The sequence below is a fragment of the Bacillus sp. G16 genome (genome assembly GCF_021282335.1).
Lineage (GTDB): Bacteria > Bacillota > Bacilli > Bacillales > Bacillaceae > Bacillus > Bacillus inaquosorum.
The window spans coordinates 363,430-387,753 of record NZ_JAJSOZ010000002.1; the positions used below are offsets into that span (position 1 = coordinate 363,430).

21 protein-coding genes, 5 tRNA genes and 2 rRNA genes are annotated in these 24,324 nt (G+C 44.1%); 14 read left to right on the forward strand and 14 right to left on the reverse strand.

Annotated features, from left to right (window positions below):
• Positions 1–53: 53 nt before the first annotated feature.
• The 7 genes from rsiW to LWH95_RS03850 all read right to left on the reverse strand — a co-directional run bounded on the left by rsiW (position 54) and on the right by LWH95_RS03850 (position 1,897).
• Entirely contained in the window at positions 54–680 is a 627-nt protein-coding gene (rsiW, locus tag LWH95_RS03820) for an anti-sigma-W factor RsiW (RefSeq protein WP_003241455.1), read from the reverse strand.
• Positions 681–693: 13 nt separating this feature from the next.
• Positions 694–1,257: an RNA polymerase sigma factor SigW gene (gene sigW, locus LWH95_RS03825; RefSeq protein WP_003241457.1), complete on the reverse strand. Its 564-nt coding sequence runs from the start codon at positions 1,255–1,257 to the stop codon at positions 694–696.
• A 228-nt stretch (positions 1,258–1,485) separates the two neighbouring features.
• Positions 1,486–1,557 (reverse strand) — tRNA-Gln (locus LWH95_RS03830).
• A gap of 4 nt (positions 1,558–1,561) precedes the next feature.
• Positions 1,562–1,646, reverse strand: a tRNA-Tyr gene (locus LWH95_RS03835).
• A 20-nt stretch (positions 1,647–1,666) separates the two neighbouring features.
• Positions 1,667–1,739: transfer RNA gene (locus LWH95_RS03840), tRNA-Thr, on the reverse strand.
• A gap of 4 nt (positions 1,740–1,743) precedes the next feature.
• Positions 1,744–1,819, reverse strand: a tRNA-Val gene (locus LWH95_RS03845).
• 3 nt (positions 1,820–1,822) lie between these two features.
• Positions 1,823–1,897, reverse strand: a tRNA-Glu gene (locus LWH95_RS03850).
• 180 nt (positions 1,898–2,077) lie between these two features.
• On the opposite strand from LWH95_RS03850, the gene LWH95_RS03855 reads away from it, so the two are divergent.
• From LWH95_RS03855 to LWH95_RS03915, 13 genes are all read left to right on the forward strand, one after another.
• Positions 2,078–2,533 carry a DUF523 domain-containing protein gene (locus tag LWH95_RS03855; protein ID WP_003241460.1) on the forward strand — a complete coding sequence of 152 codons (456 nt, stop codon included), beginning with the start codon at positions 2,078–2,080 and terminating at the stop codon, positions 2,531–2,533.
• 12 nt (positions 2,534–2,545) lie between these two features.
• Positions 2,546–3,028, forward strand: a complete 483-nt coding sequence (locus LWH95_RS03860; protein ID WP_019257306.1) for a GNAT family N-acetyltransferase — start codon at positions 2,546–2,548, stop codon at positions 3,026–3,028.
• 110 nt (positions 3,029–3,138) lie between these two features.
• A complete protein-coding gene (gene murQ, locus LWH95_RS03865; RefSeq protein WP_119913306.1) occupies positions 3,139–4,053 on the forward strand; it encodes an N-acetylmuramic acid 6-phosphate etherase in 915 nt (304 codons plus the stop codon).
• Positions 4,054–4,068: 15 nt separating this feature from the next.
• Entirely contained in the window at positions 4,069–4,920 is an 852-nt protein-coding gene (locus LWH95_RS03870) for a MurR/RpiR family transcriptional regulator (RefSeq protein ID WP_003241465.1), read from the forward strand.
• A gap of 25 nt (positions 4,921–4,945) precedes the next feature.
• The gene (locus tag LWH95_RS03875; protein WP_133488698.1) at positions 4,946–6,313 is read left to right on the forward strand and encodes a PTS transporter subunit EIIC; all 1,368 of its coding nucleotides are present in this window, start codon (positions 4,946–4,948) and stop codon (positions 6,311–6,313) included.
• A gap of 55 nt (positions 6,314–6,368) precedes the next feature.
• Positions 6,369–7,694 (forward strand): penicillin binding protein PBP4B, encoded by a 1,326-nt coding sequence (gene pbp4b / locus LWH95_RS03880; protein ID WP_133488700.1) that lies wholly within the window; start codon positions 6,369–6,371, stop codon positions 7,692–7,694.
• A gap of 27 nt (positions 7,695–7,721) precedes the next feature.
• A complete protein-coding gene (locus LWH95_RS03885) occupies positions 7,722–9,650 on the forward strand; it encodes a glycoside hydrolase family 3 protein (RefSeq protein ID WP_133488702.1) in 1,929 nt (642 codons plus the stop codon).
• 13 nt (positions 9,651–9,663) lie between these two features.
• Entirely contained in the window at positions 9,664–10,908 is a 1,245-nt protein-coding gene (locus LWH95_RS03890; protein WP_232918994.1) for an exo-beta-N-acetylmuramidase NamZ family protein, read from the forward strand.
• A 188-nt stretch (positions 10,909–11,096) separates the two neighbouring features.
• Positions 11,097–12,686 carry a bacillibactin transport transcriptional regulator Btr gene (gene btr / locus LWH95_RS03895; protein ID WP_133488707.1) on the forward strand — a complete coding sequence of 530 codons (1,590 nt, stop codon included), beginning with the start codon at positions 11,097–11,099 and terminating at the stop codon, positions 12,684–12,686.
• A gap of 90 nt (positions 12,687–12,776) precedes the next feature.
• Positions 12,777–13,730, forward strand: a complete 954-nt coding sequence (gene feuA / locus LWH95_RS03900; protein WP_060397806.1) for an iron ABC transporter substrate-binding protein FeuA — start codon at positions 12,777–12,779, stop codon at positions 13,728–13,730.
• A gap of 18 nt (positions 13,731–13,748) precedes the next feature.
• Positions 13,749–14,753: a FecCD family ABC transporter permease gene (locus tag LWH95_RS03905; RefSeq protein ID WP_003241480.1), complete on the forward strand. Its 1,005-nt coding sequence runs from the start codon at positions 13,749–13,751 to the stop codon at positions 14,751–14,753.
• Complete coding sequence (feuC, locus tag LWH95_RS03910; protein WP_133488709.1) at positions 14,746–15,756, forward strand: iron ABC transporter permease FeuC; 1,011 nt, start codon at positions 14,746–14,748, stop codon at positions 15,754–15,756. Before LWH95_RS03905 ends, feuC begins: the two co-directional genes overlap by 8 nt.
• On the forward strand, positions 15,753–16,505 hold the full coding sequence (locus tag LWH95_RS03915; protein WP_133488711.1) for an alpha/beta hydrolase: 753 nt from the start codon (positions 15,753–15,755) through the stop codon (positions 16,503–16,505). The genes feuC and LWH95_RS03915 overlap by 4 nt, the downstream gene beginning before the upstream one ends.
• Before the next feature lie 10 nt (positions 16,506–16,515).
• Here the strand turns inward: LWH95_RS03915 and LWH95_RS03920 are convergent, their stop codons facing one another.
• From LWH95_RS03920 to LWH95_RS03940, 5 genes are all read right to left on the reverse strand, one after another.
• Positions 16,516–17,436 (reverse strand): bile acid:sodium symporter family protein, encoded by a 921-nt coding sequence (locus LWH95_RS03920; protein ID WP_080030901.1) that lies wholly within the window; start codon positions 17,434–17,436, stop codon positions 16,516–16,518.
• Between the two features lie 145 nt (positions 17,437–17,581).
• Positions 17,582–19,018 (reverse strand): SulP family inorganic anion transporter, encoded by a 1,437-nt coding sequence (locus tag LWH95_RS03925; protein ID WP_133488713.1) that lies wholly within the window; start codon positions 19,016–19,018, stop codon positions 17,582–17,584.
• A gap of 240 nt (positions 19,019–19,258) precedes the next feature.
• A complete protein-coding gene (locus tag LWH95_RS03930; RefSeq protein WP_133488715.1) occupies positions 19,259–20,305 on the reverse strand; it encodes a zinc-dependent alcohol dehydrogenase in 1,047 nt (348 codons plus the stop codon).
• Positions 20,280–21,230: an inositol monophosphatase family protein gene (locus tag LWH95_RS03935; RefSeq protein WP_133488717.1), complete on the reverse strand. Its 951-nt coding sequence runs from the start codon at positions 21,228–21,230 to the stop codon at positions 20,280–20,282. Before LWH95_RS03935 ends, LWH95_RS03930 begins: the two co-directional genes overlap by 26 nt.
• Entirely contained in the window at positions 21,227–22,495 is a 1,269-nt protein-coding gene (locus LWH95_RS03940) for an aspartate aminotransferase family protein (RefSeq protein ID WP_232918995.1), read from the reverse strand. The genes LWH95_RS03935 and LWH95_RS03940 overlap by 4 nt, the downstream gene beginning before the upstream one ends.
• A gap of 271 nt (positions 22,496–22,766) precedes the next feature.
• On the opposite strand from LWH95_RS03940, the gene LWH95_RS03945 reads away from it, so the two are divergent.
• On the forward strand, positions 22,767–23,990 hold the full coding sequence (locus tag LWH95_RS03945; RefSeq protein ID WP_232918996.1) for an MFS transporter: 1,224 nt from the start codon (positions 22,767–22,769) through the stop codon (positions 23,988–23,990).
• 38 nt (positions 23,991–24,028) lie between these two features.
• On the opposite strand, the gene rrf is transcribed toward LWH95_RS03945, so the two are convergent.
• Positions 24,029–24,144, reverse strand: a 5S ribosomal RNA gene (gene rrf / locus LWH95_RS03950).
• 57 nt (positions 24,145–24,201) lie between these two features.
• A 23S ribosomal RNA gene (locus LWH95_RS03955) occupies positions 24,202–24,324 on the reverse strand; the annotation flags it as partial.

Sequence of the window (24,324 nt, forward strand, 5' to 3'; positions counted from 1 at the left end):
AAATGTGCCCGCCCTCTCAGCCCGTAAAAAAAGAGCAAAGCGACTGACGCGCTTTACTCTTTTCCATTTGGATCTAATGCATGGAGTACACTTTTCCCCGCAGACTTCATTTTGTACCATGTCCAGTCGAATAATTGATTGATTTCTTCAATCTGACCGGTGACTTGTCCAGCAGAGGCCATATACTTTTCGCCGTTTACGACGGTTACATCCCCGTCTATTTTTCCTTTAATAATCAGCTTGCCGTTTTTAACAGTGACATCACCTTTGACCGTCTCACCTTCAGGCACGATCACAGTGTTGTTATGCACCACAAGATTCGGCTGCTTGGACACGCTGAAATTGTGGTCATTATGCCAGCTGTTTAAAAAACCTCCGCCCATCAAAATGATGAATACCGCAGCAGCTGCGATAACGGGATGGGATCTGAACCATCTTTTCACAGAAGCTCTTTTCTTCTCCTTAGGCAATTTTGCCATGACGTTAGCGGTAAAATTCGCGGGGGCTTCAACATGCGATGTGCTCCGGACGAGCGCTATGGATTTTTCCATCTCATAAAAATGCTTTCTGCATTTCTCGCATGTCTCAAGATGTTCCTTTAATACGTCTTCATCTTTTGGAAGGATATCTCCATCAAGATGCATATGCATAAGCTGCACAATTTGTTCAGGACAGCTCATTTCATCACCCCACTTAAAGATCCCTTAATTGTTTTCTGAGAGCCTCTCTGCCTCTGTGAATCCGCGTTTTTACAGTCCCCACAGGAATGTTCAGAATCTCGCCGATTTCAATTAATGAGAGTTCGTCAATATACTTTAATACGATGACTGTTCTGTATTTGTCAGGAAGCTTTAAAATCTTCTGCTGAATCGTGCTTGAGAGCTCCAGCGACACTACTGCATCTTCAGGCAAAACCCCATCTGCGGCGATTTGTGAATACATGGTCAAGCCTTCCGTACCAGCCACCTCTGCATCGAGGTAATAATCAGGCTTCTTTTTGCGAATGCGGTCAATGGTCAAATTGGTCGCGATTCGATAAAGCCAAGTTGAAAATTTCCGGTTAATATCAAAACTGTCGATATTAACGTACGCTCTGATGAAAGCCTCCTGTGCAATATCCTCCGCCTCATGCACATTGCCAAGCATACGGTAGCAAAGCTGATAAATTTTATCCTTGTAAATATCTACGATGTCCGCAAATGCATTTTGGTCGCCTTTTTTGACTTGCTTAATTCTCTTTTTAATCATCATTTCCATATTTATCTAACCTCTGCCTTCACCGGTCTGTATGTATACGAGCTTCGTTTCAAAAGGTTTCAACTTTTTTATAAAATAAGTTTATCAAATTTTTGGCAGGGTGTAGATGGTAATTCGTGAATAAACTACCTTAACATATTTTTAAAATTACTATACAGACTGAACAGTTAGAAATCGGAATGATTTTAAAAAGAAAAAAAGACACCTTTTGGTCAAAGGTGTCTGTGACTGGGCTAGCTGGATTCGAACCAACGCATGACGGAGTCAAAGTCCGTTGCCTTACCGCTTGGCTATAGCCCAATAATGGTGGAGGGGGGCAGATTCGAACTGCCGAACCCTGAGGGAGCGGATTTACAGTCCGCCGCGTTTAGCCACTTCGCTACCCCTCCATATAGATGTAAGAAAAGAGTGCCGGCAAGAGGACTTGAACCCCCAACCTACTGATTACAAGTCAGTTGCTCTACCAATTGAGCTACACCGGCAAGATGGTGGAGGATGACGGGCTCGAACCGCCGACCCTCTGCTTGTAAGGCAGATGCTCTCCCAGCTGAGCTAATCCTCCAAATGGTGACCCGTACGGGATTCGAACCCGTGTTACCGCCGTGAAAGGGCGGTGTCTTAACCGCTTGACCAACGGGCCGTTTGTGTTCTCGTCGAGCTGACAAAAGTTATTATATACAGGTTACCCCCTGTTTGTAAAGAGGAAAATTAAATTTTTTATTTTCAAACTTTTTAACTCCTTTTTTAACTGAAAAAGCCTCCCAACATTTATCATTTCTTTTATGATAGAGACAAACAAATCAAGAGAGGAGAAACCAATATGATTCTAGTCAGTTCTTGCCTTGGCGGCATTGAATGCAGATACAACGGCTCTCATGCCGCATCGGAGAAAATCAGAAAACTCGTCGAAGAAAATAAAGCAGTTATGGCATGCCCCGAGCTTCTCGGCGGCTTCTCAACTCCCCGCGAACCTGCGGAGATCATCGGAGGCAAAGGCGAGGATGTTCTCAATGGAACCGCGAAAATCGTGACAGCTTCAGGAGAAGATGTAACAGAATTATATATGGAAGGCGCCGCTAAAACATTAGCTTACGCAAAAGAAATCAATGCCTCTGCCGTCATATTAAAAGAAAACAGCCCATCGTGCGGAAGCAGTTTTATCTATAACGGCACATTCTCTGGCAAAAAAATCGCCGGCAGCGGAGTGACTGCCGCACTGCTAAAACAAGCGGGCTACCGCGTCATTTCAGAAAACCAGCTAGACGACATATTGTAAGGAGGCCGCCACATGACTCAAGACATTTCTTTATCCTTCTATAAGCCTGAACATTTGCCGGAGCTTCAATCATTCACGCTAAATAACGATGACAAACGTTTTACCTCTCTCCCCAAAGAGGTGCTGACTCAGGCCCTGGGCATACAGGACCGATATCCAGTTGTCATCTTAAAAGACGATCTGCCAGTCGGTTTTTTCATTTTACATACATCAAAAGAAACGCTTGCACCCTATTCTAACAATCCATTTGCTTTACTGCTCAGTTCCCTGTCTTTAAATGCTATGCATCACGGAAAAGGCTATGCCAAAAAAGCAATGCTTCAGCTTCCCTCTTTTGTGAGCGGTTATTTTCCATGGTGCGATGAAATCATCTTGGCCGTCAATCACCTGAACACACGAGCAAAGCACCTTTATATGAAAAGCGGGTTCCTTGATAAAGGACGGCGAAGAATCGGGCCGCTCGGGGAACAGCTGATTCTTCATTATTTCTTATAGTCTTGTATGAAATAAAATTTCAAAAATACAAAAACATAGTTGAAATATCATGACAGAAATGAATATACTGAATAATAAGATATATTATTTTTAAACAGGGGGGCATCCTCATGTCAGAACCATTAAACCTTCACCGTCTTACAACGGAATCACGTAATAGCCAAACAGCGGAAATCCACAAAGCAAACACGCTCGGCATCCTCAAAATGATTAATAACGAAGATTTGAAAGTTGCTGCCGCCGTTCAGCAGGTTCTCCCCGATATTAAAACAGCTGTAGACTGCGCGTACGACTCGTTTCAAAATGGAGGCCGCCTCATATACACAGGCGCCGGCACAAGCGGCAGACTCGGTGTCATGGATGCTGTTGAATGTCCTCCCACCTACAGCGTAAGCTCAGATCAGGTCATCGGAATCATGGCTGGAGGCCCCAAAGCATTTTTGCAGGCAGCAGAGGGCATTGAAGACAGTGAAGAAGCAGGAGCTGAAGATTTAAAAAACATACAACTTACTTCAAACGACACCGTCATTGCCATCGCAGCAAGCGGGCGCACACCCTATGCCTCAGGCGCCCTAACATACGCCCGCAAAGTCGGAGCACACACCATCGCCCTTACTTGTAATGAAAATTCCGCCATCAGCAAGGATGCGGATCACAGCATTGAGGTTGTCGTCGGACCTGAGGCCATTACAGGATCAACACGTATGAAAGCCGCAACCGCTCATAAAATGATTCTAAACATGATATCCACCGCAGTAATGGTCAAAATCGGCAAGGTTTACGAAAACTTGATGGTGGACGTCAACGTCAGCAACAAAAAACTGAAAGAACGTGCCATCAGCATCATCCAAAGCCTCACAAACGCTTCATACGACACAGCCAGAAATACACTGGAACAAGCCGATCATCACGTCAAAACGGCAATCGTCATGCTCAAAACACGTACAGATCAGGAACAAGCTAAGACATTGCTTAATGAAGCAAACGGTTTTATAGACAAAGCAATCGAAAATTACCATTCATGATAAGGAGAGACAAGAATGGCAGCAGGCGGTTTAGCCATCATCCAATCAATGAAGCACAAGCTCCCTCCATCCGAGCGTAAACTTGCAGATTACATCCTAACTCATCCCCACAAAGCAATAGAAAGCACTGTCAGTGAAATCAGCGCCTTAGCCAATTCAAGTGACGCTGCCGTCATCAGGCTCTGCAAATCACTCGGATTAAAGGGATTTCAAGATTTAAAAATGAGAGTAGCAGGGGATCTGGCAAAGCCTACTTTACAAGGCTACCGGGACATTTCTCCCCACGAACCGCTACACTCCATTTCTGAAAAGACAGCCGGCAATGCCATTCAGGCCATTCAGGATACTTCAGACCTGATGGACTACAAAGAGCTGGAACGAGCGGTTTCTCTGCTTCTCAAAGCTCATACTGTGCATTTTATTGGCGTCGGGGCTTCCGGCATTGTCGCCAAGGACGCCCAGCAAAAATGGCTTCGCATTCATAAACAAGCTACCGCGTTCTCAGACACTCACCTTGTAGCATCTTTAATCGCAAATGCAGATAAGGATGACATCGTATTCGCCATTTCGTTTTCGGGAGAGACGCAGGAAATCATTGAACTGCTCACCATGGCTAAGGAAAAAGGCATCACAACGATCAGCCTCACACAATTCAGTCAGACATCCGTCTCTGCGCTGGCTGATGTCCCGTTGTACACAGCACATTCCAACGAAGCCCTGATTCGAAGTGCAGCCACTTCCTCCCGCCTCGCTCAGCTTTTTATGATTGATGTTTTGTTTTTAGGCATGGCCGCTGAGCAGTATGAAGAAACAACCGGCTATATCGATAAAACGAGAGCAGCCATACAATCTATGAGAAAAAAATAAGACATCTTGAAGAGGAGGGGTTTTGATGAGCAAAGATAATAACTACAATCATCTCGCAAAGAAAATCCTTGAGCTATGCGGAGGAAAATCCAATATTTCCTCATATACTCATTGCATGACACGCCTACGTATTACGCCTTACGATGAAAACAAAACAGATATTCAGGCCTTAAGAGATCTGGACGGCGTATTAGGAGTCGTTGAAGCTGAAACCTTACAAATCATCCTCGGCACCGGAGTCGTCAATCATGTCACAGCCGCTTTCTCAAAGCTCGTGTCAGAAGAAGAAGGTGTCGATGTCAAAGAAGCAGCTGCCAAAAAGAAAGCAGATATAAATCGGAAAAACGCCACTCCTTTTAAACTATTCTTACGTAAAATTGCCAGCATCTTTATCCCTCTTATTCCCGCACTCGTCGCTTCCGGTTTAATCACTGGGATTACCAAAGCAATTATACAAGCCGGATGGCTCTCTGCAGAATCACAAATCGCTGTTATCCTGACAGTCATCGGATCAGGACTGTTCACATATCTCGGCATCCTCGTCGGAATTAACGCATCGAAAGAATTTGGCGGTACACCCGCTCTTGGGGCTCTGGCAGGGATCTTGATTATTAATCCGGAGATCGCAAAGATCAGTTTATTCGGAGAACAGCTTCTTCCGGGCAGGGGAGGTCTGATCGGAGTTCTTTTCGCAGCCATATTCATTGCTTACACCGAACAATTTATCCGCCGTTTTATTCCTCAATCTCTCGATATCATTGTCACCCCAACCGTTTCACTATTAATAACCGGAATCGTCACATATGTCGTATTTATGCCTTTAGGCGGCTTCATTTCTGATGCCATTACATCTGGCCTTCTGTCCATCCTGGACATCGGCGGCATCGCTGCAGGCTTTATTCTGGGCGCAACCTTCCTTCCTCTCGTCGTGACCGGACTGCATCAAGGCTTGACGCCTGTGCACATGGAACTGATCAATTCAATCGGCAATGATCCTTTGCTCCCTATTCTGGCTATGGGAGGTGCAGGACAGGTAGGCGCGGCCTTTGCCATCTTTGTGAAAACGAAAAAAACAACATTGAGAAAAGCGATCGCTGGAGGGCTTCCTTCGGGGCTGCTCGGCATTGGTGAACCGCTTATTTTCGGAGTCACGCTGCCGCTCGGCCGTCCGTTTTTAACAGCATGCCTAGGTGCCGGAATCGGCGGCGCTTTTCAAGCTTATTTTCAGGTAGCCACCTTTGCGATCGGTGTCTCCGGGCTGCCGCTTTCCTTTCTCGTACTGCCATCACAAATCATCCTATATATCGTCGGGCTCTTTATTTCATACGCGGCCGGCTTTTTATTGACCTACGCATTCGGGTATAAAGATGAAATGGCTTCTCAGTTCGATTAAATTGTTTCTGTTTTTGGGATAGTAACGGGATAGAAGCACGGAAAGGAGCAAGCCTGTGAAAACTAAAACATTGTCCTTACTCAGTGCCATTTTAATCCTATCTATATTGACGCCAAATGAAACCTTCGCGCAAACAGCAGATTACCAAGTTGAGCCAAAAACCATAAATGCAGAAACTGCACAATTCTCGTCGAAGAAACTAAGGAAGGTTGATCAGATGATTGAACGGGATATTGCAGCAGGATTTCCAGGCGCCGTTCTTGTCGTCGTGAAGGATGGCCGCATCATAAAAAAAGAAGCATACGGCTACAGTAAAAAGTACGAAGGATCAGAACTGCTGCGCCGTCCGGTAAAAATGAAAACCCGCACGATGTTTGACTTAGCCTCAAATACGAAAATGTACGCAACTAATTTTGCATTGCAGCGCTTAGTCAGCCAAGGAAAACTCGACGTCTATGAAAAGGTTTCTGCATATTTGCCTGATTTCAAAGATCAGCCGGGAGACCTTATTAAAGGAAAAAACAAGATTCGTGTCATCGATGTTCTCCAGCACCAGTCCGGGCTCCCCTCAAGCTTTTACTTTTACACGCCGGAAAAAGCCGGCATGTACTATTCTCAGGATCGGGACAAAACGATTGAATATTTGACAAAAATCCCGCTCGATTATGTAACAGGGACAAAACACGTATACAGTGACATCGGATATATGCTCCTCGGCTGTATTGTCGAAAAACTCACCGGTAAACCGCTTGATATCTACACGGAGCAAGAACTTTACAAGCCGCTGGGACTGAGACATACCATGTACAATCCGCTGCAAAAAGGCTTTAAACCAAAGCAGTTCGCAGCTACTGAACGTATGGGCAATACGCGCGACGGCGTTATTCATTTCCCTAACATCCGCACAAACACGCTGCAAGGAGAAGTTCATGACGAAAAAGCGTTTTACTCAATGGGCGGCGTGTCCGGCCATGCCGGATTGTTCTCAAATGCTGATGATATGGCCATTCTGCTGCAAGTCATGTTAAACAAAGGCTCATACCGCAGCGTTTCTTTATTTGATCAAAAAACAGCCGACCTATTTACAGCACCTTCAGCAACAGATCCGACATTCGCACTTGGCTGGCGACGAAACGGAAGTAAAAGCATGGAATGGATGTTTGGCCCTTATGCCAGCGAAAAAGCTTACGGGCATACCGGCTGGACAGGGACAGTTACCGTCATTGATCCAACCTACAATTTAGGCATCGCATTGTTAACAAATAAAAAGCATTCACCAGTAGCTGATCCAGAGGAAAATCCAAACGTGTTTGAGGGTGACCAATTTTCAACAGGCAGTTATGGGAGCGTCATTACCGCGATTTATGAAGCGATGGAATGAATGATTCAACGATAGGAGGAAGTTTCTATGAAACCTGTCTTTCCGCTTATCCTTTCAGCCGTTCTCTTTCTTTCATGTTTTCTCGGCGCCAGTCAGACAAAAGCCACTTCATCCAGTGGCTCAGCCGACGCCAAGCAGATTGTCAATCGCATGACATTAGATGAAAAACTCGGCCAGATGCTGATGCCCGATTTCAGAAATTGGCAAAAGGAGGGCGAGTCCTCTCCGCAAGCCTTTACAGAAATGAATGAGGAAGTCGCCGGCCTCATCAAAAAATATCAATTCGGCGGCGTCATTCTTTTTGCAGAAAATGTAAAAACAACAAAGCAAACTGTACAGCTGACAGACGCTTACCAAAAGGCGAGCCCTAAAATCCCGCTGATCCTGAGTATTGACCAGGAAGGCGGCATCGTAACGAGATTAGGGGAGGGCACTAATTTCCCAGGGAATATGGCGCTGGGCGCAGCCAGAAGCAGAATCAATGCCTATCAGACCGGCACCATTATTGGGAAGGAGCTTTCTGCCTTAGGCATTAATACAGATTTCAGCCCTGTTATGGACATTAATAATAATCCTGATAATCCAGTAATCGGCGTACGGTCATTCAGCTCCAATCGAGAACTGACAGCACGACTCGGTTTATATACGATGAAGGGTTTGCAGCGGCAAGATATCGCCTCTGCCCTCAAACATTTCCCGGGACATGGAGACACAGACGTTGACAGCCATTACGGACTGCCGCTCGTTTCCCATAATCAAGAAAGGCTTCGTGAGGTCGAACTCTATCCTTTTCAAAGAGCAATTGATGCCGGTGCTGATATGGTAATGACAGCTCACGTTCAATTTCCTGCCTTTGACGACACCACATACAAAAGCAAACTCGATGGATCGGACGTTTTGGTTCCGGCTACACTCTCGAAAAAAGTGATGACAGGTCTTCTTCGTCAGGAAATGGGCTTTGATGGCATCATCGTTACCGATGCTCTCAATATGAAAGCAATTGCAGATCATTTTGGCCAGGAAGATGCGGTAGTCATGGCTATAAAAGCCGGCGTCGATATTGCATTAATGCCTGCCTCAGTTACTTCGCTGAAAGAAGAACAGAAATTCGCACGTGTTATTCAAGCCTTAAAAGAAGCCGTGAAAAACGGAGACATTCCTGTACATCAAATCAACAAATCGGTTGAACGAATCATTTCCCTGAAAATAAAACGCGGTATGTATCCAGCTCGAAATGACGACAGCCTAAAAGAAAAAATAGCGAAAGCCCAGAAAATCGTAGGAAGCAAGCGTCACCTGAAAGCCGAGAAAAAAATAGCTGAAAAAGCAGTGACCGTATTAAAAAATGAACAGCACACCTTGCCGTTCAAACCTAAAAAAGACAGCCGAATCTTAATTGTCGCGCCTTACGAAGAACAAACTGCTTCGATTGAACAAACCATTCGCGATCTCATCAAGCGAAAGAAAATCAAACCCGTGTCCCTCAGCAAAGTCAATTTTGCCAACCAAGTATTTAATGCCGAGCATGAAAAACAAGTAAAAGAGGCTGATTATATCATTACTGGCTCCTACGTCGTGAAAAATGATCCTGTCGTTAACGACGGTGTTATCGACGACACCATATCAGATTCAAGCAAATGGGCCACCGTCTTTCCGAGAGCTATGATGAAAGCCGCACTGCAGCACAACAAACAATTTGTCTTAATGAGCCTGCGCAACCCATATGATGCCGCCAATTTTGAAGAAGCTAAGGCACTCATTGCTGTCTATGGCTTTAAAGGATACGCAAACGGGCGTTATCTTCAACCTAATATTCCGGCCGGGGTTATGGCGATATTCGGCCAAGCAAAACCTAAAGGCACACTTCCAGTTGACATTCCAACAGTCACGAAACCGGGAGACATCCTTTACCCATATGGCTACGGGTTAAATATCAAAACGGGAAAACGGCTTTAACAAGGAGGGGCACATGCGAAAAACAATATTCGCTTTTCTTACAGGTCTCATGATGTTCGGAACGATAACAGCTGCCTCAGCATCACCCGATTCCAGGAATCAAACGGCTAAAAAACCTAAAGTCCAGACCGGCATAGATACGCTTTTCCCGGATTATAAAAAGCAGCTCAAAGGAAAACGAATTGGATTGATCACCAACCCAACCGGCGTAAACGCAGCTCTGAAAAGCAGTGTCGATATTCTTTACGAGAACCCTGATATCAAGCTGACAGCTTTATTCGGTCCTGAGCACGGCGTCCGCGGCGACGCTCAGGCGGGAGACGAAGTAGGCTCTTACATTGACGAAAAAACCGGGATTCCTGTATACAGCCTCTACGGAAAAACGAAGAAACCGACTCCAGAGATGCTGAAAAATGTCGATGTTCTTATGTTTGACATTCAGGATGTCGGGACCCGTTACTACACGTACATTTATACAATGGCATACGCAATGGAGGCCGCTAAAGAAAACGGCATTCCTTTTATGGTGCTGGACCGCCCGAATCCTCAAGGCGGGAAACATATTGAAGGACCGATCTTAGAGCCTGAGTACGCCTCATTTGTCGGACTGTATCCCATTCCGTTAAAGCACGGAATGACCATAGGCGAATTGGCTTTACTATTCAACAAGGAATTTGACATTGATGCAGATCTGACAGTGGTGAAAATGAAACACTGGAAACGAAAAATGGATTTTGACGATACCAGACTGCCTTTCGTCCTCCCTTCACCTAACATGCCGACGGTGGAGAGCACATTTGTTTATCCCACAACCGGGCTGATTGAAGGAACGAATATATCCGAAGGGCGGGGAACGACAAAGCCATTCGAATTGATTGGGGCTCCCTTTATCAAAAGCACAGAACTTGAAGAAGCATTAAACAGCCTTAATCTGCCGGGCGTGACATTCAGGGCGGCTTCCTTTACACCGACATTTTCTAAACATCAAGGAACGCTTTGCCACGGTGTGCAGCTCTATGTGACAGACAGAGAAAAGTTTGAAGCAGTAAAAACAGGTCTGTCACTCATTAAAACAATACACGACCTCTATCCTGAGGATTTTGAGTTCCTATCAACAGGTTCATTTGATAAACTGGCAGGCAACGGCTGGATCAGGACAAAAATTAAAAACGGCGCTTCTATTGAAGACATCATTGACAGCTATGAAAAACCACTCCAACAATTCAGCAAAACAAGAAAAAAATATGTCATCTATTAAGACGTAAGCATCGTATGTTACACGTGTAACATATTCTTACCGAACAAAAGACCCTTACTTTCACATCTGAGTAAGGGTTTTTTCATGACAAAAAACCACCCGCTTTATATAGGAAAACTTTCATTTATTTGGTACAATCTTATTGAAAATGATTATCAATTGAATGTTTCTGAAAAGGTGGTCTACTCTTGCAAAATACAGTGATTTATCATCCCATACAAATTGAATATCTGAAAAAAACAAGTGATCTCTTCTCAGAACAGCAATTAACCGATTCATACGTGCTGATCTTTCATTTAAAAGGAAACGGCCATATTTCGATCGGAACAAACATCAGTCCTCTGCAAAAAAAGACGCTTTATGTTTGTCCGCCTCACGAGACCTTCGGCTTTACGCCCGCAGGCGAAGGACATATAGATGCCTGTCTGATCAGGCTTCAAAGCTACATAAAGGAAACCGGGCAAGATATCTTAACACCATGTACAGAAACGGAATTAGCCAAACTGAAGCTTGTGAATGTTTCACATATCGAAAACCTTACAGCCCGGCTTCAAGAGCTTGCAGCGCTATGGAATGAATCGTCTCAGCTTTCACAGCTAAAATGTGTGATTGAAGTACAAAGCCTGATTTATGACCTCTTCACTGCCAGTTCAGCTGACCAGACGGATACACATTCAGCAATCGAAAAAACAAAACAATACATCGAAACCCATGCCGATACAAAAATTACACTTGCCCAGCTGTCGCAAATGGCAGGAATCAGCGCCAAACACTACAGCGAAACCTTTAAAAAATGGACAGGTCAAAGCGTAACAGAATTTATCACAAAAACGCGAATCACCAGAGCAAAACGGCTCATGTCAAGATCAAACTGCAAATTGAAAGAAATCGCTCATCAAACCGGCTATCAGGATGAATTTTATTTCAGCAGAATCTTTAAAAAACATACAGGCTGTTCACCTACAAGCTATATGAAAAAACGCCAAAAAAAAATTGCTGCATACGGAAGGGGCACAATGGGACATCTCATCCCTCTTCATCACATACCGTTTGCGGCCGCGCTGCATCCAAAATGGACGTCTTACTATTATCAGCATTATTCGACAGATATCCCCGTCCAGCTCAGCGCATACCGGTTTAATGAAAAGTGGAAAGAAAACCTGCACACGTTATCTCAGGCTGAACCAGATGTGATTTTGAGCATGGATTCTATTACTTCTGAAGAACAAAATCGCCTGAATCGCATTGCAGAAGTGATTTATCTTCCTTCAGAAGAAAGCTGGAGAACTCACTTTCTGCAAACAGCTTCATTCTTAAAGGAAGAGACCGAAGCAGAAAAGTGGCTCGCGGCTTATGACCAGCAGACGGCGGCCGCCAAAAGAACACTTCAGCACGCCGAAGGGCTGCGTTTTCTCTTTTTAAGGCTGCATAAGCAAGACTTTTACCTGGCACATAATCGGAGCGTCCGCGAAGTCTTCTTTGGAGATTTAGGATTTCGCTCGGCAAAAACGGCAGACACGCCCTCAGAGCAAGCGATTTCGTTAGAAAATATCGCAAATTGCCAAGCTGACTGCATGATGCTTTTTCTATTTAAAGAGCCTGAAACCATTGCTTATTACCAGCAATTGCAGCAGACAGAAGCGTGGCAAAACCTAAGCGCGGTGCGGAATAACCGTGTTTATCTTCTATCCTTTGACCCGTGGAATGAATACTCAGCTTGCGGGCACGAACGGATCGTTCAACAAACCATTTCTTTACTATCCGGTGATAGTCCATGATAAATATGGAATTTGTCCATGGTGTTATATCTGTTCATTCTCTATAATTCCAATTGATAATAGTTATCAATTGAACAGGAGGCTCTATAGATGAAAAAGATATCTCTTACCTTATTAATCTTGCTTCTCGCGCTTACGGCGGCAGCTTGCGGCAGCAAAAACGAATCGACTGCCAGCAAGGCAAGCGGCACAGCATCTGAGAAGAAGAAAATTGAATACCTTGATAAAACATATGAAGTAACTGTACCGACAGACAAAATTGCCATTACGGGAAGCGTTGAATCGATGGAAGACGCGAAACTGCTTGACGTTCATCCGCAAGGCGCGATTTCATTCTCCGGCAAATTCCCTGAAATGTTCAAAGACATCACTGATAAAGCCGAAGCAACCGGAGAAAAAATGGAGCCAAACATTGAAAAGATTCTTGAAATGAAGCCAGACGTCATCCTTGCTTCAACAAAATTCCCAGAAAAAACACTGCAAAAAATAAGCACAGCCGGCACGACGATCCCAGTTTCTCACATCTCTTCAAACTGGAAGGAAAACATGATGCTGCTTGCCCAGCTGACTGGAAAAGAGAAAAAGGCGAAAAAAATCATCGCAGACTATGAACAAGATCTAAAAGAAACAAAAACAAAAATCAATGAAAAAGCAAAAGATTCAAAAGCGCTTGTCATCAGAATCAGACAAGGCAACATTTACATTTACCCTGAACAGGTGTACTTCAACTCCACACTTTATGGTGATTTAGGCCTTAAAGCGCCGAATGAAGTAAAAGCTGCAAAAGCGCAAGAGCTGATTTCATTAGAAAAATTAAGTGAAATGAATCCTGACCATATCTTCGTCCAATTTTCTGATGATGAAAATGCAGACAAACCTGAAGCATTAAAAGATTTAGAGAAAAATCCAATCTGGAAAAGCCTTAAAGCAGTCAAAGAAGATCATGTATACGTCAACTCAGTAGATCCTCTCGCACAAGGCGGCACAGCTTGGAGCAAAGTCCGCTTCCTGAAAGCGGCTTCTGAAAAATTGACACAAAACTAATTCAGAGTAGGTTTTTTTATGTATTCAAAACAGTGGACACGTATCATATTGATTACTTCTCCATTTGCTATTGCACTATCGCTGATGCTTTCAATCCTATATGGCGCAAAGCATCTAAGCACAGATATTGTTTTTACATCTCTTATTCATTTCGATCCGGGAAACACAGACCATCAAATTATATGGCATTCCCGGATTCCAAGGGCTGCCGGCGCTCTGCTCATAGGGGCAGCCCTTGCTGTTTCTGGAGCGCTTATGCAAGGCATAACGCGCAATTATTTAGCTTCGCCCTCCATTATGGGCGTTTCAGATGGTTCCGCGTTTATCATCACGCTTTGTATGGTTTTGCTCCCGCAATCGTCTTCGTTTGAAATGATCATTTACTCTTTTATCGGCTCAGCGTTAGGAGCTGTGTTAGTATTTAGCCTTGCCGCCATGATGCCTAACGGGTTTACCCCCGTGCAGCTTGCCATCATCGGCACAGTCACAAGCATGCTGCTCAGCAGTTTATCAGCGGCCATGTCGATTTATTTTCAAATTTCACAAGATCTCAGTTTTTGGTACAGCGCCAGACTTCATCAAATGAGTCCTGATTTCCTGAAGCTAGCCGCTCCGTTTTTCCTGATTGGCATCGTAATGGCCATTTCTCTCAGCAAAAAGGTGACCGCTGTATCATTAGGTGACGACATTTCTAAAAGTTTGGGGCAAAAGAAAAAAACCATTAAAATCATGGCGATGCTCTCAGTCATCATTTTAACCGGCAGTGCTGTAGCGCTGGCCGGAAAAATAGCGTTTGTCGGATTGGTTGTTCCGCATATCACGAGATTTCTTGTCGGCTCTGATTACAGCAGGCTGATTCCGTGTTCCTGCATTTTGGGCGGAATCTTTTTAACCCTGTGTGATGTCGCAAGCAGATTTATCAATTATCCGTTTGAAACACCGATTGAAGTCGTGACATCCATTATCGGCGTGCCTTTCTTCCTTTATTTGATTAAACGAAAAGGAGGGGAGCAAAATGGCTAAAAAATATGCCGTGTTCATCGCTTTGATTCTCGTTGTCAGCTATTTCAGCTTAACGAGCGGATCATTTTCTGTTCGTCCGGCTGAGCTGCTCTCCACTCTTTTTCAGATCGATCCGAATCCGCAGTATGAAATTTTGCTGTTCGATTTAAGACTGCCGCGGATCGTCATGGCAGCCATTATCGGGCTCGGTCTTGGCATTGCAGGCGCGGTCATCCAGGCCATCACACGAAACGGACTTGCAGACCCGGGAATTCTCGGAATCAACGCAGGGGCGGGAGCCGGGATTGTTGCATTCATGCTCTTGTTCCAAGGCCAGAAAGAAGTGACATCCGTTGCTGCAGCGATGGGAATGCCGTTTTTCGGATTGATAGGCGGACTGATTGCGGCGATCCTGATTTACATATTTGCATGGCACAGAGGCAATTTAGATTCAGGAAGAATTATTTTGGTAGGAATCGCGATCAATTCAGGATTCAGCGCACTGTCTTTGTTTTTATCATTAAAAATGGACCCGCAAGACTATCAAATGGCCATGGTGTGGAAAAACGGAAGCATCTGGTCTGCCAACTGGACGTACATCACAGCCGTTCTCCCATGGATGCTGCTGTTTATACCGATTCTTATCGCCAAGTCCCGCTTGCTCGACACCATTCGTTTTGATGAAGACACAGTCAGAAGCCTCGGTATTTCATCAAATAAAGAAAAAACCATCCTGCTCGTTGCCTGTGTAGCCATCATCAGCGCCTGTGTCTCCGTAGCGGGAAGCATGGCGTTTGTCGGCTTAATTGCTCCCCATATTTCACGGAGACTGGCTGGTGTCGAACACCGCTACATCCTGCCACTGAGCGGTTTAATCGGCATGCTGCTTGTAATAAGCGCAGACTTTGCCGGAAAACTGTTTTTCCAGCCCGCGGAAGTGCCCGCAGGCATCATTTTGGCGATCCTCGGTGTTCCTTATTTCTTATATCTGCTTTTTAAGCAAAAAAAGGGGGAGAATGCTTGAACGGATCCCTTTCAGAGCATAAAGCCGGGAAAAGGAGGTTCACGCTGTACCTCCCTCCTTCCTACAGTCCAGGCAGCAGGGCATTTCCTGCTGTTTACGTGCAGGATGGCAGTTCTTTGTTTCAAGACCAAATCGAATTATTAGAAAGCGCATTTCAACAGCGAAGGCTGCCTGAACTCGTGCTGATCGGTATCGAACCCGAAAACCGGCTAAATGAATACACGCCTTGGCCGGCTGCATCACTTAGTGATCGGTTCCCGGACTTCGGCGGAATGGGATACCACTATCTGTCTAATATAACGAAACAGTTCATTCCGCTTATCGAAGAAAACTGGAACGTCACCAGGGAACCGCAATCAAGAGGAATGATCGGTGCCTCATTAGGCGGCCTCATCTCAATGTTCGCCTTATTAAAGTACCCGTCGGTGTTTGGAAAAATAGGTTCTATCTCAGGTTCATACTGGTACGAGAACGCACCGGAAACCGTTCATTTATCTTCTTTAAAGCCCGGCACTTCAAGTGTTTTTATGTCTGTCGGCAGTAACGAAGGCCGTGAGAAACAATCCATTCAGCGGAATATGCTGCAGAATACAAAGCAAGTGCACCAAAGTTTAAAAGAAAAAGGCTTCACTGAAGAGCAACTGTGTCTTTCAATTGAAAAAGGGGCGGTGCACCACCGTAAGCACTTCTGCCAACAGTTCATCATCGCGCTCAAATGGCTATACGGAAAAAACCGCTCAACCCTATGAGCGGTTTTTTTCATGCTTTCTGCAATACAGGTTTTAATTCAAAGCGATTCAGCATATAGCCAAACAAAGCAGCCAGTATCTGCTGAAACAGCATGCCGATGACAACGGGAACGGCAACCTGAGACGGGAAGAACGTAACGGCAAGAACTGCGCCGGCACTGATATTTCTCATGCCGCCCGTAAAAATAAGAGAGACAATTTCCTCCTGGCGCCTTTTCATCATTTTTCCGATCAGCCAAGCAGCGGCATAGCCTGTTAACGCGATAAAGAAAACCGTCATAGCTATACCTACAAATCTCAAATCAACCGCTTTGAAATAAGGGGCAATCGCTGAACTGTTAATCGCAATCACAGCCATCAGGCAAAGCTTTGAAAAAGGTGACAGCGCACTGCTCACAGATGCAGTTCTTTCGGGAGATGACAGCTGATTAAACAGCATGCCCAGAAAAGAAGGAATCACGACCATCACAATCAGCCCTTTCATCATTCCCCACACATCCATATGAACCTGAGCGCCGGCAAGCAATGAAAGGCTCAGCGGTACGATTAACGGTGACAGCACAGTATCAACTAAGATAATTGAAAGCGTCAAACCGACATTCCCTTTGTACATCGCTGCCCAAATCAAGCTTGTAATCCCCGTAGGAATCACAACAGCCAATGTTAAACCGGTGATCGTCAAAGGATCGCCTTTAAAAATAAGATGGCCGCTGCCCCAAGCAAAAAGCGGCATAAAAATATGAAGAACAAATAGTGCAAGAATCATAGGTAGAGGATGAGACAACGCGTGTCTCAAAGATTGAAAGTTAGCGCTCAAACTGCCTGCAAACGTAATAAAAGCAAAGATCCAAGGCACAGCCCATTCATACCCATTTAAAAACTGAGACAGCAGCACGCCCAACACCACACTAGTCGGCGTTAAAAGCGGCATCACTCTCCCCAATACACGGTTCAGCTTCTGAAGCATCATATGCAAGTCCCCTATTTAAAATTTCTCTTCTCTCTATTATATCAATGCTGTTCAACCGTATGTTATATAAAAAAGCCCAGATCTCGTTCATCTGGACTTCCCTATTTTATGCCATCTGTTTCATAAGGGCTTTACTCGCATTGTTCAAACCTTTTAACTCAGCTTCAATGCCTTGTTCTTTAAATTTCGCAACAATCTTATCAAGCGCTGCCGCTCCTGAATCATCCCAAACGTGAGCTTCAGTTAAGTCAATCACGACCCGTTTAATATCCTCTTGATAAATAAACGCATTCGTAAGATCAGTCACTGACGCAAAAAAGATTTGCCCCTTCACTTGATACGTTCTCAGCTTTTGATCCTCTGCATGAGAAACAATTTTCAGCTTCGAGATTTTTGCCACAAAGAACACGGCACTTAAGAGAACGCCGACGAATACGCCTTTAGATAAGTCATCCGTCACAACAACCGTCATCACAGTCACAACCATGACAATCGAGTCGGTGAGCGGCGCTTTTTTGAGGCCTTTTAAAGAAGACCAATCAAATGTGCCGACAGAAACCATCACCATAACAGCCACTAACGCAGCCATCGGAATTTTCACTACAACCTGACTTAACACCGCAATTAAAAACATCAGAAATGCACCGGCAACAAATGCTGACAAGCGTCCTCGTCCACCCGCTTTTGTATTAATGACAGATTGTCCGATCATAGCGCAGCCAGCCATACCGCCAAAGAACCCGGTCACGATATTCGCAATTCCCTGTCCGCGGCTCTCTTTATTTTTGTCACTATCCGTGTCCGTCATCTCATCAATAATCTGTGCTGTCAGTAAAGATTCTAGCAACCCTACAAACGCTAAAGCGATGGAATAAGGAAAAATGATTTGCAGTGTTTCGAAGGTAAACGGAACATCCGGGATTAAGAAATGAGGCAATGAACTAGAAATATTCCCCATATCCCCGACCGTCCGCACATCCACATGGAAAGTGACAGCAATAATCGTCATCACAATAATCGCGACAAGCGGAGACGGAACCGCAGTCGTAAACCTCGGCAGCACATAAATAATAACCAACGACCCGGCAAGCATCGCATACATGCTCCAAGAAGCACCTTCAAACTGAGGGAGCTGCGCAGAGAAGATAAGGATCGCCAGCGCATTTACAAACCCGATCATCACAGAACGCGGGATGAATTTCATTAATCTCGCTATTTTACTGATGCCTAAAATCACCTGAATGATTCCTGTCAAAATCGTAGCCGCAAATAAATACTGAAGCCCATGATCAGCAACCAGCGACACCATAACGACCGCCATTGAGCCAGTAGCAGCTGAAATCATGCCTGGTCTGCCGCCAAAAATAGAAATAATAATGGCTATACAAAATGACGCGTAAAGACCGACCATCGGATCAACACCGGCTATAATAGAAAAGCCAATCGCTTCAGGTATTAACGCTAATGCAACTAAAATGCCAGCAAGAATGTCTTTTCGGATATTTCCGAACCATTGCTGTTTTAATGTAAAACTATTATTCAAATATAACGACTCCTTTTTAAAAAATAAATCCGCACCGTATCTGTTGTATTGGGAGCTTTCTTTATTTTACGGGAGAAAATGAAAAGGAAAACGATCGGAGAAAAAGGGGAAACGTTGAGTATATTGTATTGAGGCAAGGAGTTATTATACAAAGAGTATCATATTAAATTTTATTCAAATACGCAAGGTGAATGCTGAAGAAAAATATGGCTCAAACTAAGTTTGAGCCATTTCGCTGCATTATATCATATCCGGATGGGAAACAAGAATCGTTTTAACTGCGGCAATATCTTTTCTCTCATTTGACAACGGATCTATTCCCATCAATTCCTGGATGGCAGCCTCATAGTTCTCAAGCGGGGTTTTCTCCGTAATCAGTTCAGAAAGCTGGGGCATGTCCGCGGCACATGATACCGCATTCTCCATAATCTGCCGAGCCTCTCCGGTTCCGACGATCGTCACCCCGTTAGAAAGCAGCTGAAAAGGCCTGATTTTCATTTCATACGTATCATCAAACCCCATCGGCACAAGCCTTCCGCCCTTGTCAATTAACGGATATGCCCAATCCAGCTGATTGCCGATCGCGTCAAAGATCACATCAAATGTTCTTCCTTGGTTAATCCGCCTGACCTCATCTGCCGTTAAATCCTGCGGGTGATAAACATAGTCAGATATCCGGCGTGCCGCTTCTGACCGATACTCTCCGATCTCGGTCGCAACGGTCAGCCTTGATAGTTTTTTCACCATCATTTGAACAAGCAGCCCAATCGGCCCTGACCCTAATACAAGTACAGAATCGTCAGGTTTTATTGCAGCCCGCTCTATCACATTTAATACACAAGAAAGCGGCTCAATTAAAGTGGCTCGTTCCCATTCCATATTGTCCGGGATTTTATACATAAAACGGTCCTCGCCTACGTAATAATCGGCAAAAGTGCCATGCGCCCCTAATCCCAGCTGCCAGTCTTCAAACGTTTCACAATAACAAGTTAAACCTTTCCGGCAATAATAACACTTCCCGCAAAACTGAGTCGGATCAATTACCACGCGATCACCAGGCTTAACGTTTTTAACATCAGGCCCTGTTTCTGTCACCACTCCCACAGATTCGTGTCCTAGGATCATATTGTGAGTCGCATGCATCTTTCCTTTTAGAACATTTAAATCCGTTCCGCAGATGCCTGTCCCGTATATTTTAACTTTCACATCGTTCATTTTTTTGATTTGAGGTTCTTCTACTTCTTGCATTTCAAGCCGATCATTAGGAGTCCAGACCAACGCTTTCATATGTCTCTTCCTTTCTGTCCCAGCGAATTTGATCCAGCAGCTTCTGATGCAGCTCCTTCGTTGATGCAGCGATGCATGACTGCTGGTTATTGTAGCTAAGATCCGTCAGAAGTGTATCATCCAAGGACTTTCCATACGCATCAGTAATCACCACACCTGCTTTTTTCGCCAAAAACACACTTGCGGCAATATCATATGGAAACAGATGCAGGACCTGTCCATTCCCCACATCCTGAAAATCTTTCAGCAGCACAGGATCATCTTTTAATAAACGATTGCCGATATCTACATAGGCATCCATCTGCCCTGTAATAATCCTGGAGATTGAATAAGAAGCGCTATTGAAAACAAATACGCCGCCATTATTCGCTGACTGATCAATCAAATGACCGTACGCATCAATCATCAGGTGCGCGGGATGCCCATTAAACTCAAGGCTCCAGAACATATGTTTAATGTCTGTCACTTTGCTCAGATTTGGCAGGGTGCCACGATAGCCTTCATAATAAATCCCTTCAGAATAAACATCCGCGTACATATAGGCACCAGTTTTCAGCTCAAGCAGAAAAGCAAATTCAATATCCTTAATCTTTGCATCAGGCTTGTATGCAGCTAATGCGATAGAGATACAAGACATTTCAAGTCCTGCAGCTGCCGGGCGGGTGCCGTCAATCGGATCAACGATCAAAATATATTGAGGATTGTCCCCAAATACCTTCAGGCCGCCATCTTCCGTATAAAACGCAACTGATTCCTCTTTGCTATTCACATATTCCAGCACTGCATTCTCGGCAGCGGCATCAATGTTAAACTGTGCATCTCCGCCTGGGGAATACCCATTAACTAACCGGTTTTTCAGTGTTCCTTTCTGTCCCTTCACTTCTTCATAAACAAATTTTCCAAGCTCTATAATATATTCTTTCACTTGATATCCTCCAATAGCTTACGAAGTTTGAAACAAAGCACCTCAGCCTCACTAAATGTAATCGTGAGAGGCGGACGGATTTTAAATACATTTCCGAATCCATAACGGGAAGTCCGTAAAATTAACCCATAATCCATAGCCCGTTTCGCAATGTAATTGGTCAGCTCTACATCAGGCTCATTATTCTCTTTTACAATTTCAACACCGATCATCAAACCTACACCTCTGACGTCAGCAATAAATGTGAATTCTTTCTTCATATGCTCTAAGGAATCCATAATGTAATTCCCGACAGTTGTTACATTTTCTAAGAAGCCCGGCCGCTGCATGATTTCGATTGTCTTACAAGCAGCTGCCGAAGCCATCACGTTCGAGCCATAAGTAAATGAGTGATTGTGGCCGGCTAATCCCATGTATTTTTCTTCTGTGAGGGTGGCGGCAACCTGGAATCCCGTGCCTCCCAATCCTTTTGCAACAGTCATCATATTCGGTTTCACATCAAAGTAATCAGCGGCAAACATCTTGCCTGTCCGACCGAATCCGGTTTGAATTTCATCAAAAATAAGTGCAATATCATGCTCATCACAGAGCTTTCTTAATTGCTTAAAGTACTCCTTAGGCGGAACGATGTTTCCTCCGTTACCGGAAATCGGTTCAATAATCATCGCGGCAATTTTTCCGTTACTCGCATATTCAATAAAATCATTAATTCTTTCTACACAAAGCATTCCGCATGAATCTGGCTTCTGATTGTAAAAACAACGGTTGCAATAGGGGTCAGGCACCTGTAAGCCAAAAGAAAACTGAGGGGGGAATGGCTCTCTTCGAAATGAATTTCCGGATAACGCAGACATCATATACGTTTGGCCAAGGTGGCTTCGGAATAAAGAAATGACATCTGTTTTTCCAGAATAGTTTTGAGCCATTTTAATAGCTCCTTCATTCGCAGCAGAGCCGCTGCTAACCTTAGGGTGAACTTTAGTGAGATTGTCGGGGGAGATTTCTACAAGTTTTTCAGCTAGTTTATTAACGGCGTTGGTTTGGTAGGAAGAAGTGACGTGTATCAGCTGGTCAGCCTGTTCTTTGACTGTATCAATAACTTCTTTATTGGTATAACCCAAATTTAAGTTGAAAGTAGCAGAGGCACAATCAATATACTCATTGCCCTCTGAATCGTACAAATAGATGCCTTCACCTCTTTCCATGACAACGTCATCCACTTTGTAATACAAACTGTCTGGATTCGTAATTTCTTTAGTCCCCACTACCAACACCCCTATTCATAAAATATGTAAAACTCGTTAATCATCGTATAAATTCTAGAAATTAATGTCAACTAGATAAATAGTAAAAATTGTTAACTATTTGTTAACGTTTGCATGAAGGGTTTCTATTCAAACTTCATATGTTATGATAGAAATAAATGGGTTTATTGTAAAAAAACTAAATACAAACAGAGTAAAAAGCTTATTTTTACTACCAGTCCTATTATGTAAATCCTAGGTGAGTATTATTTTTATTAAAGGAGATTAATGAATGAAAACTCGTTTACTGTGGATTGGATGTTTATCTTACGGATCAATCGCCTTTACTCTCGTTATCCTCGGTGCTGTCCTGCCGGAGTTGCTTTCCCATTACGCACAAAGCTACAGTAACGGCGGAGTATTAGTATTTTCGCAATTTATGGGGTTTTTAATTGGTGTACTGGGAATGCCTTATGCAGTAAAGAGATTGGGCCGAAGAAAAGTAGTTGTTATTGGACTTGCCATGATCAGCTGCGAATTGTTTATTTATTTCCTTCCTCCATGGCCTCTGCTTTTTCTTCTTGTCAGTATGGCTGGACTTGGCGCCGGACTCGTAGAATCTTGTGTAGGAACAATTATCCTAACAGCAATTAAAGAAAAACAAGCAATTGCCATGAGTAAGATGGAAGTAGCGTACGGTTTAGGAGCCCTTTTCATGCCGTTGCTGTCTGGTTTCTTAATCAGCAATAATGTATGGACATTGGCCTTTCTTGTTTTGGGGTTAAGTTCATTTCTTTTGATGCTTGTTTGGAGCCGAATGAGTTTTGGCAGTTTAGACGATTTGCTCATCCGTCAAACAAACACTTCGGGCAATGGTAAACAACAAGCACCTATCAGTTTTCGAAAACATGGCTTACTGTTTATTTCTTTAGCAGCTGCTTACTTCTTTTTTTATGGAGGCAGTGAAGTATCGATTGTTCACTTTATCCCTTCCATCTTCGCTGAAAAGTGGGAGATCTCTAACTCCTTAGCAACATTGACGGTAACAATATATTGGATCGGCATGATCATTGGCCGTTTACTGACTGGCCCGGTTTCCGAAAAACTAACCTATCATCGTTATCTAAGGCTGATTAACATCGGCGGCCTCATTTCACTTTGTATTTTAGCAATTAGTAATACGGCTTTTGCAGGATTTGTTCTGTGTTTCTTTTTAGGGTTATTTATGGCTGGTATGTTTGCCATTGCTTTAATTATCACCAATCAATTCTACCCTGGAAAAACAGAACAAACGACAAGCATGTTGCTCGCTGCCAATGGATTAGGCGGTTCTATCCTGCCAATCGCAGTCGGATGGAGTCTAGATGAGTTCCCCGTACAAACTGCATTTTGGTTATTTACGACTCTCATGTTGATCATGCTGGGGATTGTATTAGTATTAAAAATATTAGAGAACTTGAAAAGCAGAAAGCTCGATAAAATGAATACTGAAGAAAGCAAATCAGTACAGATATAAAACAAAAAAACCCAGCTCAATGAGCTGGGTTTTACCTTGCTTGGCGGCGTCCTACTCTCACAGGGGGAAACCCCCGACTACCATCGGCGCTGAAGAGCTTAACTTCCGTGTTCGGTATGGGAACGGGTGTGACCTCTTCGCTATCGCCACCAAACAAATTGAGAGTGTTCTCTCAAAACTAGATAACAGGTGTGACATCATGATTAGAAATGTGGTTAAGTCCTCGATCGATTAGTATCTGTCAGCTCCATGTGTCGCCACACTTCCACCTCAGACCTATCAACCTGATCATCTTTCAGGGATCTTACTTCCTTGCGGAATGGGAAATCTCATC

Bases quoted from the DNA above. Each gene is read 5' to 3' on its own strand.
- rsiW (WP_003241455.1), bottom strand. From the start codon at position 680: ATGAGCTGTCCTGAACAAATTGTGCAGCTTATGCATATGCATCTTGAT.
- sigW (WP_003241457.1), bottom strand. From the start codon at position 1,257: ATGGAAATGATGATTAAAAAGAGAATTAAGCAAGTCAAAAAAGGCGAC.
- LWH95_RS03855 (WP_003241460.1), top strand. From the start codon at position 2,078: ATGATTCTAGTCAGTTCTTGCCTTGGCGGCATTGAATGCAGATACAAC.
- LWH95_RS03860 (WP_019257306.1), top strand. From the start codon at position 2,546: ATGACTCAAGACATTTCTTTATCCTTCTATAAGCCTGAACATTTGCCG.
- murQ (WP_119913306.1), top strand. From the start codon at position 3,139: ATGTCAGAACCATTAAACCTTCACCGTCTTACAACGGAATCACGTAAT.
- LWH95_RS03870 (WP_003241465.1), top strand. From the start codon at position 4,069: ATGGCAGCAGGCGGTTTAGCCATCATCCAATCAATGAAGCACAAGCTC.
- LWH95_RS03875 (WP_133488698.1), top strand. From the start codon at position 4,946: ATGAGCAAAGATAATAACTACAATCATCTCGCAAAGAAAATCCTTGAG.
- LWH95_RS03885 (WP_133488702.1), top strand. From the start codon at position 7,722: ATGAAACCTGTCTTTCCGCTTATCCTTTCAGCCGTTCTCTTTCTTTCA.
- LWH95_RS03890 (WP_232918994.1), top strand. From the start codon at position 9,664: ATGCGAAAAACAATATTCGCTTTTCTTACAGGTCTCATGATGTTCGGA.
- feuA (WP_060397806.1), top strand. From the start codon at position 12,777: ATGAAAAAGATATCTCTTACCTTATTAATCTTGCTTCTCGCGCTTACG.
- LWH95_RS03905 (WP_003241480.1), top strand. From the start codon at position 13,749: ATGTATTCAAAACAGTGGACACGTATCATATTGATTACTTCTCCATTT.
- feuC (WP_133488709.1), top strand. From the start codon at position 14,746: ATGGCTAAAAAATATGCCGTGTTCATCGCTTTGATTCTCGTTGTCAGC.
- LWH95_RS03920 (WP_080030901.1), bottom strand. From the start codon at position 17,436: ATGCCGCTTTTAACGCCGACTAGTGTGGTGTTGGGCGTGCTGCTGTCT.
- LWH95_RS03930 (WP_133488715.1), bottom strand. From the start codon at position 20,305: ATGAAAGCGTTGGTCTGGACTCCTAATGATCGGCTTGAAATGCAAGAA.
- LWH95_RS03945 (WP_232918996.1), top strand. From the start codon at position 22,767: ATGAAAACTCGTTTACTGTGGATTGGATGTTTATCTTACGGATCAATC.